General features: G+C 35.5%; 13 protein-coding genes and 1 pseudogene. 8 read left to right on the top strand and 6 right to left on the bottom strand.

Going from position 1 to position 13981, the window contains the following annotated elements; all coding sequences use genetic code 11:
• The coding region (locus tag GSM_RS03360; RefSeq protein ID WP_010077810.1) for an SDR family NAD(P)-dependent oxidoreductase at positions 1 to 199 on the bottom strand (199 nt) is incomplete at its 3' end.
• Positions 183 to 1568, bottom strand: coding sequence for an MFS transporter (locus GSM_RS03355; protein ID WP_003689786.1), 1386 nt, complete (start codon positions 1566 to 1568; stop codon positions 183 to 185). The genes GSM_RS03355 and GSM_RS03360, both read right to left, overlap by 17 nt.
• A gap of 284 nt (positions 1569 to 1852) precedes the next feature.
• Between GSM_RS03355 and GSM_RS03350 the strand changes: the two genes are divergently transcribed.
• Entirely contained in the window at positions 1853 to 3328 is a 1476-nt protein-coding gene (locus tag GSM_RS03350) for a UbiD family decarboxylase (protein ID WP_010077809.1), read from the top strand.
• Between the two features lie 24 nt (positions 3329 to 3352).
• Positions 3353 to 3916 carry a UbiX family flavin prenyltransferase gene (locus GSM_RS03345; RefSeq protein ID WP_010077808.1) on the top strand — a complete coding sequence of 188 codons (564 nt, stop codon included), beginning with the start codon at positions 3353 to 3355 and terminating at the stop codon, positions 3914 to 3916.
• Between the two features lie 184 nt (positions 3917 to 4100).
• Here GSM_RS03345 and GSM_RS03340 read toward each other — a convergent pair whose 3' ends face one another.
• On the bottom strand, positions 4101 to 5021 hold the full coding sequence (locus GSM_RS03340) for a LysR family transcriptional regulator (RefSeq protein ID WP_003689777.1): 921 nt from the start codon (positions 5019 to 5021) through the stop codon (positions 4101 to 4103).
• Positions 5022 to 5089: 68 nt separating this feature from the next.
• Between GSM_RS03340 and lpdD the strand changes: the two genes are divergently transcribed.
• Positions 5090 to 5509: a prenylated flavin chaperone LpdD gene (gene lpdD, locus GSM_RS03335; RefSeq protein ID WP_003689776.1), complete on the top strand. Its 420-nt coding sequence runs from the start codon at positions 5090 to 5092 to the stop codon at positions 5507 to 5509.
• A 103-nt stretch (positions 5510 to 5612) separates the two neighbouring features.
• Here lpdD and GSM_RS03330 read toward each other — a convergent pair whose 3' ends face one another.
• Positions 5613 to 7316, bottom strand: coding sequence for an Rqc2 family fibronectin-binding protein (locus GSM_RS03330; RefSeq protein WP_003689775.1), 1704 nt, complete (start codon positions 7314 to 7316; stop codon positions 5613 to 5615).
• A 195-nt stretch (positions 7317 to 7511) separates the two neighbouring features.
• Between GSM_RS03330 and GSM_RS03325 the strand changes: the two genes are divergently transcribed.
• The 5 genes from GSM_RS03325 to GSM_RS03300 all read left to right on the top strand — a co-directional run bounded on the left by GSM_RS03325 (position 7512) and on the right by GSM_RS03300 (position 11937).
• The gene (locus tag GSM_RS03325; RefSeq protein WP_003689772.1) at positions 7512 to 7931 is read left to right on the top strand and encodes a MarR family winged helix-turn-helix transcriptional regulator; all 420 of its coding nucleotides are present in this window, start codon (positions 7512 to 7514) and stop codon (positions 7929 to 7931) included.
• Between the two features lie 94 nt (positions 7932 to 8025).
• A complete protein-coding gene (locus tag GSM_RS03320; RefSeq protein ID WP_010077807.1) occupies positions 8026 to 8889 on the top strand; it encodes a DegV family protein in 864 nt (287 codons plus the stop codon).
• Positions 8890 to 8993: 104 nt separating this feature from the next.
• Complete coding sequence (locus GSM_RS03315; protein WP_003689769.1) at positions 8994 to 9827, top strand: TIM barrel protein; 834 nt, start codon at positions 8994 to 8996, stop codon at positions 9825 to 9827.
• 583 nt (positions 9828 to 10410) lie between these two features.
• A complete protein-coding gene (gene lepB, locus GSM_RS03305) occupies positions 10411 to 11001 on the top strand; it encodes a signal peptidase I (RefSeq protein ID WP_003689767.1) in 591 nt (196 codons plus the stop codon).
• 90 nt (positions 11002 to 11091) lie between these two features.
• On the top strand, positions 11092 to 11937 hold the full coding sequence (locus GSM_RS03300) for a metallophosphoesterase family protein (protein ID WP_003689766.1): 846 nt from the start codon (positions 11092 to 11094) through the stop codon (positions 11935 to 11937).
• Positions 11938 to 12464: 527 nt separating this feature from the next.
• Here GSM_RS03300 and GSM_RS15615 read toward each other — a convergent pair.
• Together GSM_RS15615 and GSM_RS14665 are read right to left on the bottom strand one after the other, a co-directional pair.
• Positions 12465 to 13615, bottom strand: a pseudogene (locus tag GSM_RS15615) (IS30 family transposase).
• A 264-nt stretch (positions 13616 to 13879) separates the two neighbouring features.
• On the bottom strand, positions 13880 to 13981 hold a 102-nt coding region (locus GSM_RS14665; protein WP_155820725.1), incomplete at its 5' end, for an IS3 family transposase.

Here is a 13981-nt window from a genome sequence, read left to right as displayed (position 1 = left end):
CAGTGGCATCTAGAGCAGTACCTTTTAAGTTTGAAGTGGAGCGTGATTGAGTGCTGGTAGCAATAAACTCTTTTAGATGTGAATTGCTGTGACCAATTACACTGACATGCGCACCCTGTTTCAAACATTGGAGAGCTACTTCTTTACCAAAACCGGATGTTCCACCTACGATTAAAATTCTTTTATTTTTCAATTCCATGTTCAAGACCTTCTTTGTTCAGGGTGATTGTACATACTAAGGCAATGATTCCGAAAATCATTAATAAGATAAAGCCTAATTGGCTACCACTTGCGATTCCAGTGTGGACGCTACCACTGCTTTTTTCTTGAAGACTGATAATCGTTGACATGACAGCAGTTCCAATTGAACCAGCATATTGTTGACTCATACTAAATAATGAGTTCTGATCGGCCTTTAATGAATGTGGGGTAGCCTTGCTTGCATCTGACATTGTATTTCCAAAACCTGTGTTGAATCCCAAGCGAGTGATTACGAAAACTAAACCGATTATTATGACTGAGAACTTACTGATGAAGCCAGCAAACAGCAACATTCCACCAACCACCAAGAAATTACTAAGTAGTAGAGGGCGTCTTGCTCCAACACGATCATACCATTTACCAGCAAATGGAGCACTTAGTGATCCTAGCAGCGATCCGGGTAGAAGGATTAAACCGGCAATCAATGAGTTGACCAGCAACACATTTTCAGCAAAGATAGGAATTACAAAAGAAAGTGAGATATTGATCATCTGGAGGATAAAGTAGTTAGTTAGACGGAACATTAGATATTTATTTTTAAAAAGAGCAGGATTAAACAATGCATTTTCACTTCGCTGCTCATGTCTAATAAAGAAGTACATCGAAATGAGGCAAAGAAGTAACAGAAGAATTGCTATACCTAAATGCTCACTTAGTTGCTGGACACCGAATTCAAGCAATATTAAGAACAAAGACAAGGAGAGGAAACCGTTATAATCAAACCTAACTTTTGAGTGAAGTTGTCGATTTTCTAAAGTAACTAATCCGATAATTAGTGCAATCAAAACCAGCAATAAACTGGTGCTAAAAATTGCACGCCATGACAAATAATGATTCATGATACCACCAAAGGTTGGTCCAAGTGCGGGTGCAAGTGAAATTAACATTGCTGCAATTCCTGTATATGCTCCCCAAAATGCCATCGGAACTTCGGAAAAAATTAATGAAAACATCAATGGCGTACTAATTCCTGTTCCACTGGCCTGGAGCAAGCGACCAACCATGAGAATACTAAAATTGGGTGCACTAAAACATAATATTTCGCCAACTACTGCTAAACCAGCACTAATTATGAACAACTGTCGTCTTTTAAAACGTTTCAACAAATAGGAGGTTGCTCCCATGACCAAAGTGACCATTAGTAGATATCCAGTAGTTAACCACTGGATCATGCTAAGTGACTCATTAAAGGTTTTCATTAAGGTTGGAAATGTAACATTCATTGAGGTTTCAACTAAGATTCCAACAAAGGTTAAAATTCCCACCGCTCCAAGTGATAAATTGATTTTGCGCGTAACATTTTTCATTAATAATTAATCTCCCTACATTCTTATGTTATTTAGTATTTTAAACAAAAAAAGGGCTATGCGATTTTTGCTCCGCAAAGCCCAAGATATCCAATACAGACAAGTATAAAGGAAACTAACTCTTTTTTCAATAAAAATTCTTCAATGGAAGGGGCCTCCCTTTAAAGATGAATCTAAAAATTTTGATTAACGACTGATACTACTTTTCCGACTATTATTAGTCTTAACTGGAATTGATTTTCTAGTTCAACTTTTTATACTGAAAGATAGAGGAGATGGTAAATGTGAGTGAAGAGTTATGGGACTTACGTAGAGTGTTAGCTGAAATCAAGAATAATCCAGCTGATTATCATGAAACTGACGAATTGATTGATCCAAACGCTGAATTATCTGGTGTTTACCGCTATATTGGAGCGGGTGGAACGGTTGAAAGGCCGACACAAGAAGGTCCGACAATGATGTTTAATAATATAAAAGGTTTTCCAGATACCCGCGTTTTGATGGGACTTCAGGCTAGCCGTAGGCGAGTTGGTAGAATTTTCCACCAAGACTATAAGACATTAGGACACTTTTTGAATAAAGCGGTATTAAATCCAATTTCACCGGTAACTATCAGTGAAAAAGATGCACCCGTTCATGAAGTAGTCCATAAGGCAACTGATTCAGATTTTGATTTGCGTAAATTGGTTGCAGCGCCAACTAATACACCATATGATGCTGGTCCATACATCACAATTGGAGTCGTTTTAGGCTCAAGTATGGATAAGTCAATGAGTGACGTGACAATTCATCGCATGGTAATTGAAGATAAGGATACATTAGGAGTATACATTATGCCAGGTGGTCGCCATATTGGAGCTTTTGCTGAGGAATACGAAAAAGCAAACAAACCGATGCCAATCACAATTAATATTGGACTTGACCCAGCAATTACCATTGGTGCAACTTTTGAACCACCAACTACTCCGTTAGGATACAATGAATTAGATATCGCTGGAGCGATTCGTAATCAACCAGTTCAGCTTGTACAAGGTCTAACAGTCGATGAAAAAGCAATTGCGCGCTCAGAATATACGTTGGAAGGCTATATTGTACCAAATGAGCGGATTCAAGAGGATATTAATACACATACTGGTAAAGCAATGCCGGAATTTCCAGGATACGACGGGGATGCTAATCCCGCATTGCAGATTATTAAGGTTACGGCTGTTACTCATCGCAAAGATCATCCAATCATGCAAAGCGTAATCGGACCAAGTGAAGAACATGTCAGTATGGCAGGCATTCCAACCGAAGCAAGTATTCTGCAATTAACAGACAAGGCTATCCCAGGAAAGGTCCTGAATGTATATAACCCGCCAGCAGGTGGTGGAAAATTGATGACCATCATGCAGATTCACAAGGAAAATGAAGCTGATGAAGGAATTCAACGTCAAGCAGCATTGTTGGCATTCTCTGCCTTTAAAGAATTAAAGACAGTCTTCTTGGTTGATGAAGATGTTGATATTTTTGATATGAATGACGTTATTTGGACGATTAATACTCGTTTTCAAGCTGACAAAGATCTTATGGTTTTATCCGGCATGCGTAATCATCCACTGGATCCATCTGAGCGTCCAGAATACGATCCAAAGTCAATTCGTTTCCGTGGAATGAGCTCTAAACTTGTAGTGGATGGCACAGTGCCATTCGATATGAAGGCACAATTTGAACGTGCACAATTCATGAAAGTTAAAAATTGGGAGAAGTATCTAAAATAGTGTAATAAAGATGGAGGAACAGGAATGAAACGGCTTATCGTTGGTGTTACAGGTGCATCTGGGAGTATCTATGCAATCGACTTATTAAAAAAATTGCAGCAGATTCCGACGGTGGAAGTTCACTTAGTATTGAGTATGTGGGCTCAAAAGAATATTGCGATTGAGACCGATTATAAATTGTCTGATATTCAAAAATTAGCTGAATTTAACTACAAAGCACAAGATTTAGGTGCGGCAATTGCAAGTGGTTCTTTTTTAACCGATGGAATGATTGTTGTCCCAGCCAGTATGAAGACAGTTGCTGGGATTGCATCAGGATATAGTGATGATTTGATTATGCGTGCAGCTGACGTAACTCTTAAAGAGCAGCGCAAATTAGTGCTGGTTCCCCGCGAAACACCACTCAGTCCGATTCATTTGGAGAATCTCACTAAATTAGCACGTTTAGGTGTTCAGATTATTCCACCTATTCCAGCTTTCTATGGAGGACCAACCACAATTCAGGACTTATTGGATCATCAGTCGATGAAATTGTTGGACGCTTTTCAGATTGAAAATAATTTTAGAAAGCGCTGGTCTGGTGATTAAGAACAAGAGATACTTTAATCTAACTAAAAGGAAAGATATAGTTTGATTTGATGTCAAGATGGTAGGTATTCAGATTGTTTAATCAACTAGCAATTTAGAAAGCGTCGAAATAATAACTAAACTTCAGTATAAGAAAAGAGCGTATCAACCAGTTTGGAAAATAGGGTGATATAACGCTCATTTTTTAGATGTTTTCTTGTTCAGATGTAATTTTATATTGAAAGAGCTGTCTTAACTGTTTTGCAAATTCACCGATTGACATCAGACACGTTGCCTTGGGGTAGACAAATTGCAGTTGGCTGTGTATAGGAGGAGAAAAAGATCTCATTTCAAAAGCTGGAGTGACAAAGGGTTCTGCAGATTTTTTAAAAAGAAATGTTGCCCGCTGACTATGATTGATCATTTCAATGATTGTTTCAATATGTGCACTTTCAAAAAAGACGTGTGGCTCAATTCCACAAGATTTAAAACGAGTGATTACTGGTTCGTAAACACCAGATCCCTTCAGAAGAGTAACCAATTCCAAGTTGGCAAGATCTTGCGGCTTGAGTTTAGCTTTTCGTGTCAACGGATGAGAAGCTGGAACTACAACCACCAGTTCGTCATTTACTAGCGGAATTTTGTGGTACAGTGAGTCTTGCAACAGATTTGACTGAGTATCACGCAGGATGCTCGCATCGATTTTTCCTTCAGTCAAAGAGGAAAGCAAATTAACGCCTTCATTTTCAATGATGTGAAAGTTGAAACTAGGATGTTTTTGTTTAAACTGTCCAATCAGTTGAGTAATCCCATACTGTGCTAAAACGGGTATAATTCCAAGTTTAATAACACCAGTATTCATCCTGCGATAGTCATTTAGGTCAAGCTGAAGTTTATCATACCTTAATATGGCTTCCTTAGCATATTGATAAAATAGATCACCTGCTTCAGTAATTACTAGTTGACGTCTATTTTCGGTATTGATCAATTGGATTTGTAAGTCACATTGGAGTGCTTTCATTCTTTTGGATAGCGCTGCCTGCGTCATATTAAGCTCTAAAGCAGCACTAGAAATGCTTCGCAAATGGTATACGGCTATAAATGACTGCAAATCACTAATGTTCATGACAATAATTACCTCCAACTTCAGTTAGTATTTAGTCAATTGTTTAAAAATAAGAAAGGATGCACGGTATGCAATTACATTTTACAACAAGTGAGACCTCAGCCGGATACACGATTACTGCAAAAGTAACATTAATCAATCGTGATTTAATGATTGTAGTTACTGGGGGTGACTTTGATCACATAGGTGCTATCACTACTATAGCGTCAAACATGCAATTACAAACAATTCGTTTTCCAAGTCACGACGGCCGCCTTCATCAGGATCATTATATTTCAGAGAGGATCGCATCAGGACTTAAAGAGATTCTGCCAGGTAACTGTGTTGTTAGTGCTGGAGTTCATGTCAATCAAATTAGCAAACATCAGATTGCAGCTGCCGTTCCAATGGCAGTGCAATTAGCTCGACGAATAAAAGATTGGTTGCAGCATCAGCCATTACCGACAGTACAACCACAGTATTATCAAGGAGCGCAACATCCACAATAAATATGCAAATAGGTATGCAATAGTACAGATATAGTACAGATACTTTAAACTATGCTAATTTACAGCTGTATCCCTATTTATGAATTATGAAAGATTTGATCAATCATATTTTTTTCATTTTTTTAATTTCGTCTTCATCTGGGGTAACATAGAGAGTCTGTTGACCTTCATAGATTACAAAACCTGGTTTTGCGCCGTTTGGCTTACGGATATTTTTTACCTCAACATAATCGACAGGTACATTCCCAGAGGAGCGCGCTTTTGAATAGTAGGCTGCTAGTTCAGCTGCTTCGAGGAGTGTTTGTTCGCCTGGCTGACTATTATGAATGATTACATGTGAACCATGTATATTCTTTGCATGAAGCCAGATATCCCTTTTTTGCGCCATTTTTAAAGTCAAACGGTCATTCTGCAGATTATTTTTACCAACCGATATTTTTATCCCTTCACTAGAATAAAATGTATCAGGTTGGCCAAGTTTGTTTTTCCTGACTTTACCGCTCTTATTTTGTTTTTGCGCTCTTAAATATCCTTCTTGTTGCAGCTCTACTTTAATATCAGGCAAATCTTGGGGATCCGCCAACTCAAGCTGTGTTTCAATTTCTTCAAGGTAATTTATTTCTGCCTTAGTTATTTTTATTTGCTTTGTTACATACTCAACTGCATTTTTTAATTTTTGATACTTCTTAAAATATTTTTGCGCATTCTGAGAAGGGGAGAGTTGATTTGAAATAGCTATCTTGACTGGTTTTTCGCTATCATAGTAATTGGGTAATTCTATTTCGGTCATTCCACGCTTTACTTGAAAAAGATAAGTGGTTAACAGTTCACCCTTAACGCGCAAGATATCTGCTTTTTGTGTAGAGTCCATTGTCTGCTGCAGTTTTTTTAATTTCTTACGATTTTTCTGCAAGTTGACTTTAATAACATGAAATAATTGTGATCCTTGCTGCTGTACGCGATCACTAGTAGCTTTCTTTTGATAGAACTTATCTAGTAAAACACTCAATGATTCAGCATTTTCTACTTTTGAGTCATTATCATATTTAAAGAAAGTGAAAAAGGCTTTATTTCCCTCAACTATAGTGGGAGTAGGGCAATCAGACTGTTTCAAGGCTTGATCCCAGTTAGTAGATAAATCATCACCAACATCGTGCAATCGGTCTGCTAGATATAAAGCATGTTCGGTTGCGATTCCCTGATAATTTTTTTGTAATTGCTTAGCTAGGATCTCGCGGTTAGGAAATTGCTGTACGAGTTCTAAATATTTCTTAGACTTATCTGTAAAAGGGTTTAACAAATCCTGTTTCGGTGGTTGAATATACGTTGCACCTGGAAGTAAGGTTCTGAAACGATTTTGGCTGGGTCCAATATGCTTAATTGTATCCAGTATTTTGTTCTCGGCCTGATTAATCAAAAGTACATTACTGTAACGCCCCATAATCTCAATACTTAATAATAATGGCAGTTCATCACCTAACTCGTTACGTGTAGTGAAACTGAAATAAGCAACACGATCATTATCAAGTTGACTAATTTCAGTAATCTTTGCATTCTCAAGATATTTTCTAAGTGTCATTGTAAAGTTAGTTGGAACTGGAGGATTATTGTAAGGAATTTGTGTAATTTGAATACGGGCATAATTAGGATGTGCCGATAATAAAAGCGGATGGTTTTGTCGCTGGGACCTAATTGTCAAGATAATTTCATTAGGGAAAGGCTGCGATATTTTTGTTACACGTCCGCCTATAATTTTACTTCTTAATTCGGCAATCATCGCATGGGTAAATAATCCATCAAATGGCATGCTGACAACTCGCTTTCATAGCTAATTTTTACTGTATCTAATTGTACCGTTTAACTGCATAAAGAGCAAAAATAGTTTTCTTAGTTAATTAAGATATGTAATCAATGTGTTGTACTTGCTATTATTATGCAAGTAATTCATAATGATTATGTGATTTGCATAATGCATATTAAACTTTTACTTGGAGGGATTCTTTTGAAAAGCTGTTTAGATAGCCTGATTGATCTTCAGCGCCAGTATAGAGAGAAACTTGTTGCTTTATCACAAAAAAATGGATTAACGCTTGCGGAGTGGCAGTTACTTTTAAAAATTGTCGAGGGCGCTTCAACCCAAGAAAAGTTGGCTAAGTTAACACAACTTAATGTTTCTACATTGAGCAGACAATTGGCTAAATTACTCTCAAAAGAGTTTGTAGTCAAGGAGTCACAAGAAAACGAGCAGGGACGACGTTTTTTTGCATATACAAGCACATTTAGTGGGTTGAATGCCGTGGCGGCTATGAAAAAGGATATTGCACGGTATAGTGAACAACTTTTTTCGCATTGGTCTGAAGAGGAACAAAATCTGTTACAGATTCTGCTTAATAGATTGAGCAAAAGTATGGAGCGAGTGTAGCGACTTTTCACGTGTGGTTATTTAGTAGTCGCGTTTTTTTTAATGTGTTATGATACCATGGTATAACAAAAAGCAAAGAAGTAGGTGTACATCTATGAAAATCGCTGTTGTGACAGACAGTACCGCATATTTAACAGATAAACAAATTGCGGATAATAATATTCATGTAATTCCAATTCCGGTTATTATTGATAATGAAGTGTACAAGGAAGGGGTAGATATTTCTACAGAGGAGTTTTATGAAAAACTTAAGAAATCTAAAACGTTTCCCAGTACCTCTCAACCCGCTATCGGTGAATTGATTACATTTTATGAGAACTTAGGAAAACAAGGATATGACGCTGTTATCAGTATACATTTGGCCTCAACAATTTCTGGTTTTTATCAAACGTTAAAGAATGTAGCAAGTGAGGTCAAGGGGATAAAGGTCTATCCTTTTGATTCGCAAATTACCGTAATGCTTATGGGTAATCTCGCCTTAAAAGCAGCCAGAATGGCAAAAGCTGGTGCCAGTGTCGAAGAAATATTTACTGAATTAGAGGCATTAAGAAAAACAATGAACGAATGCTTTATTGTTGATGATCTGCAGAACTTGGTTCGTGGAGGACGATTGTCGAATGCCACGGCATTCATAGGGAGTGTCTTGAAGATAAAACCGCTTTTGACTTTTGACAATGATTCACATAAGATCGTTGCTTTTGATAAAGTTCGTTCAATGAAGAAAGCACTCAAGCGAGCTGAAAAGATTTTTGAGGAGGAGAAAAAAAGAGTTGATTATCCTCTTAGATTGATTGTTATTCATGCAAATGATTTGAATGCTGCAGAATCATGGAAAAAAGAACTTTCTAAAAAGTATCCAGATTGTCAAATTGATTTAAGTTACTTTGGACCCGTGGTGGGTACTCACCTTGGAGAAAAAGCGATTGCACTGGCTTGGATGAGGGATATAGATAAATAATAGAATGTTGCTATATTAATTTATAATTGAGAAATTGGCTGAAACTCTTTAGTTTATCAGCTTTTTTTTCTGAAATGATTTCTAATCGAAGAGGTGTTGTTTTTATGAAAAAAATTGATTTAGGTCTTAAAGCTGGTTCGCAACGTGAACAACTCAGAAATCGGTTAAGTTATAAGCCAAACGTTTTTGAATTTTATACTGATGAAAATGATTTTACAACAGAAGGTATAAAAAAGCTTACAGAGGCAATATTACAAGTAAAAGAACATGGTGTTAAGGATATAATTTTACACCACCCAATGAGGTACCATGGTGAATATACAGAATTAGTTGCTCCTGAAAGTCAATTTAAAGAACTAAACTATTTTATAGATTTTAGTACAAATCAGTTGTTACAGCTATCTTTTGATTACGGTCTCCAGACTCTTCTACATGGCTCGTATTCGAGACATACTGAAAAGATGATTGCTTTATATCCGTCATTTTCGGAAGCACGAGATGTCGTTTATCGGAAACTTGATAAATTTGCAAGACTTGGACAATCTCGCATCATGTTTGAAAATTCACTATCGCGATTGTTTTATTACGGGTTTGAAGATGAAGATAACTTCATCTTAAATAGAAATTATCGTTTGGCCTTTGATCTTAGCCATTGTTTTATAAAAGTTAATGCAGATAATACCAAATTATGTGCTAGTTTAAAGCGACTTAAACCAAATGTAGTGCACTATCACTTGGTTGATTCAATGGGATTAACCCATGATAGCTTGCCACTAGGCGAAGGAAAGATCAATTGGGAAGATGTTTTACCGCTATTGAATGAAAAAACTTCGAGTATCTTCGAAATAAAATTGGCTGACGAAAATATAGCAACAGAACAAATTGCTAGTTATCGATATTTAACTGATATTTATGCCAAACTGAATAAAAGAGCTTAAAATTGGTTTAAAAAAGAATACTTCTCTTTCATTTACCTACTCAACGTATATAATTTTAGATGGTAAGCAATATACTAATTGGAAGTTAATTTATTCGTTTGAGGGAGATGAGTGTTTGAATAAATTTTTGAATATAACTGTTGGGGGACTAGGTCTTTTGTACGTTCTAAATGATACTTACTTTAGACTACTGGTTAAGTTCTATCTTCATAGGGGATATTCTTCTGCAAATGCGGAAAAAATAGCTAACAGCACTAATATTTTTTCAATTATAATTATTTTGACAATACTGCTGGTAATATTTGGGGTACTAGCAGTTATAAGCAACATGGTTTACTTTATGCGAGGTAACTTTATTTTCAAGCTCTTCCTGAATTGTGTTGCAATGTCGATGCCATTTCTTTATGTGAGAAATATCTGGTTTAGTATTTATGAGCTGTTTTTTTGTGGCATTTTTATCTACTATATCTGGTCTTTAAAAAAAAGTACTTTGAATAATAGCAGGCGTTTACTGCCACAAAATCGCGTTATTAAATAAGTTAATGGGTGATCTTAAAAGAATAACCTTAAGGAGATTAAAAATTTGAAGATTTTCAAAGAAATATTTAGTTGGATATTGCCAATCATTGTCGGTTTGTTAATTGCATTGATTGTTAAACAATTTTGGTTCGGCATTGTCAAGGTTGACGGAACATCTATGTATCCAACATTACAAAATGATGAACGGGTAATGATGCTTAAGCAAGCTAAAATTAAACACAATACTGTCATTGTTTTCAATGCATATGGAGTCGATAAAAATAACCAGGCCGTAACAAAATCAACTAAATATGTTAAACGTGTAATTGGTATGCCAGGAGACAAAGTTGAATATAGGAGCAATGGTCAACTCTACATTAATGGCAAAAAAATGTCACAGGGCTATATCTCTAAAGCACAAAGAACGACTGGAACATTGACTCTGGTTTTAAAAGAAGCAAAGGGTGTTGAACTTGGGACAGGCAATTCCTTCACAGTTCCTAAGGGAAAGTACTTTGTTTTGGGTGATAATCGCAAGGATTCTAATGATAGCCGTTACTATGGTTTTGTTCCTAAAAGTAAAGTCGATGGTGTCATAAAAGTTCCTTTCTGGAATTCAAAAAAATCACTAGTAAACTCATATTCAAGTAATTAATGATAAATTTAAAAAAACCAGCCATGGTATTAGATTGCCGTGGCTGGTTTTGTGCATTTGAAACAACGTTATAAAGGAAGATGAAATATAATGACACACAAAATAGCTCTTCTTTCAGATGTTCATGGAAATCAAACAGCATTAGAGTCTGTCTTAGCAGATGTAAGAAAAAATAATATTGACGAATGTTGGTTCCTAGGTGATTTAATTATGCCAGGTCCAGGTGGTAAAAAGTTATTTGAGATGCTTGAGGCAAGTAATACTACAGTTTATATTCGTGGTAATTGGGACGATTGTTTGCTTGAAGTCCTTAATCCAGATGTTTATATTGATATAAACGATGCATCTGATGTGTATGTTGGAATCTTAAGCAAGTATCTCTATGAAAACATTGATCATAATGACATTGAAAAAATCAAATCTTTTAAATCTTGTAGTCAAAATAAAATTGAGAATCTCTTAATCAGCATTTCCCATAATTTACCTACAAAAAATTATGGGACGTCACTCATGACAATTGCTAAACAAGAAAATTTTAATAAGTTATTTGCATCAGAAGACATTGATATTGCAGTCTATGGACATATTCACTCACAGTTATTGCGTTACAGCGATACAGGTCAATTAATAGTCAATCCAGGAACAATCGGACAACCATTTTCAAGGCGTGGGAAGTTTCTAAAAGATAGAAGAGCACAGTATGCTATTTTAGAGATAGATGAGAATGGACTTGTAAATCTAGAATTTAGGCGTGTCTCATATGATATAGATCAAGAATTAGCAATAGCAAGAGATAATAATTTACCATATTATGAATTATATCAAGAACTGATTAAAACTGGAATTACGCACACACATGATTTAGAAATTCTTTCAAAACTCAATCAAAAAAATAATTATGTTGAAGTTTTACAAAGATTTTTGAATACATTATAAAGCTCAAGGGTTGTTTATAAATAACCGGTAAAAAGTTATTAGGATTCCTAGATTGATTATGAAAACTCATGTTAAGTATTAATTAGAAGGTAATTATATATTTTTTCATTCAGTAACTACTTTCGATAATATATATTATGTAAACTAGAAAAAATAGGGAAATTGTCAAGTCCGAATTTTAATGGTCTCCCTCTCTTCGATTTATACAGCTTTTAAAATGCTGTTAAAACAACGTTTTAACGCATGAAAAAGCAAAAAATAAATTTGAAAAAGAAAAGTAAATTCAAAAAAATTGCAAAAAGTTATGAAAAAAATCAGTCACATAAATTTATGACCGGCAAAATTTCTTCAAATCGCTGGTAAAATTTTTGTGGCTAATTTTGATTTTCAAGTTTAAATTTGTCATTTTATTGATTTATTCAGTGATTTTGATTGATTTACGGTTGATTTTTGCTTAAATTATATTAATTAGTAATAATCATGTATTTTCAAAATAATTAAAGTTTGCTATTGAATTCGCTTAAAAATCAACGCTTTGAAGTGTTTTTGGAGCTTCTTAAATGTCGTTTATAGCCGTATGTACGGTCAATTTCTTGTAATTTACGTCTAAAGACGTCTCTCGGCGTCTTATAATTCAAAACGGCTTTTGGTCTGCTATTGATTTTATGCAAAGAACGTCTTAAATCATCATTTGTAATGTGTTCAAAATGTGTTTTCTTTGGAAAGTACTCGCGCAGCATTCGATTGGCATTTTCATTAGAGCCACGTTCCTCAGGACTATATGGATGTGCAAAGTACGCTATGATCTGAAATTCCTTTTGAACTTTGTTGATCACAAAATGATTTGTAAATTCAAATCCATTATCAAATGTGAATGATTGAACAACATACTTGGAACGCTTTCCAAAAAGATGCATAAACTGATCCAAAACTTTACAGACTGCTTTTCCTGATTGTGAATCCGCTTTTAAAACAATGTAGTAACGCGTTTTACGTTCACAAAACGTCACAAAAACTTTTTTATAGCCCTTCTTTGGCAAAACACAGTCAACTTCCCAATGTCCGAATAAGCGACGACTATTTACCGCGGGCGAACGCTCCTCAATCGAATGTTTAATTGGTCTAATCACCCTTTTTCCTGTTGTTTCACCCTCCTTTCCTGAATTTTTAGTTCTTCTGCCTGCCGTTCCTTGGCACTCATCTCAAGTAAGCGTGTTGACTTTCGACGTTTAAAACGTTTTTGATAGCGCAAATTATCTTCTGAGACTCCTGGGATCATGCCACGGTAAATCCAGTTATAAATCGTGTTGCGGCTCAATTTAAGTTCCCTATGCGTTTCTGCAATCATTTGTGGTGACCACTTATCGTCTAAGATTCGTCTAGCGATAATTCGGGCTTTTTTCTTGGTATATTTCTTTTTAGTTCCGATTCGACTTTGTCTTAAGTTGGCATATTGCTGGGCTTCTTCTGCGTTGTAGCGATATGCTCGCCATTTACGTGGCATAAGATGATAATCTGAGTAGCGTTGACTTCTGCGAAGTTCATTGTTGATCGTCATAACAGTACGATGTAAGCGGCGTGCAATCTCAGCTTGATTATGGATTTTTTCAATATTCCAGAGATAGTCGATTTGACCACGTTCAAATGCTGTTAAATGTTTATTCCGTTTATTTTTCATTAAATGCCCCTTTCTTACGAAATAAAATAGCCATCATTAAAATGATGACTATTTAAATTATATAATTTATCTACTTATATTTAGGCTTCATTTTCATTACGACTTGATTAAAACGCTTTATTTTTGATATTAAATTACTATCTGCTTGTAATGGTGGTGTAAATATTATGTGTCTTATGGATATTTAATATCAGCAATAGTAAAATATTTCGTCTATTTCTGCGCTAATTAATGCTCCTAAGTCAATATTTGGCACATGTTTTTCTAGACACTTGTTCTGATTCTTTCAGTGTTGAACCAATTAATATAATTTGAGATTCTGAGAATTAAATCCTCAAAGCTTGAGAAATGCGTTTGAAAAACGAA

It is taken from the genome of Liquorilactobacillus mali KCTC 3596 = DSM 20444 (assembly GCF_000260415.1).
In the GTDB taxonomy this organism is placed as follows: domain Bacteria; phylum Bacillota; class Bacilli; order Lactobacillales; family Lactobacillaceae; genus Liquorilactobacillus; species Liquorilactobacillus mali.
Note: the sequence above shows the minus strand (reverse complement) of the source record. Positions and strands in the feature narration are given on the sequence as shown.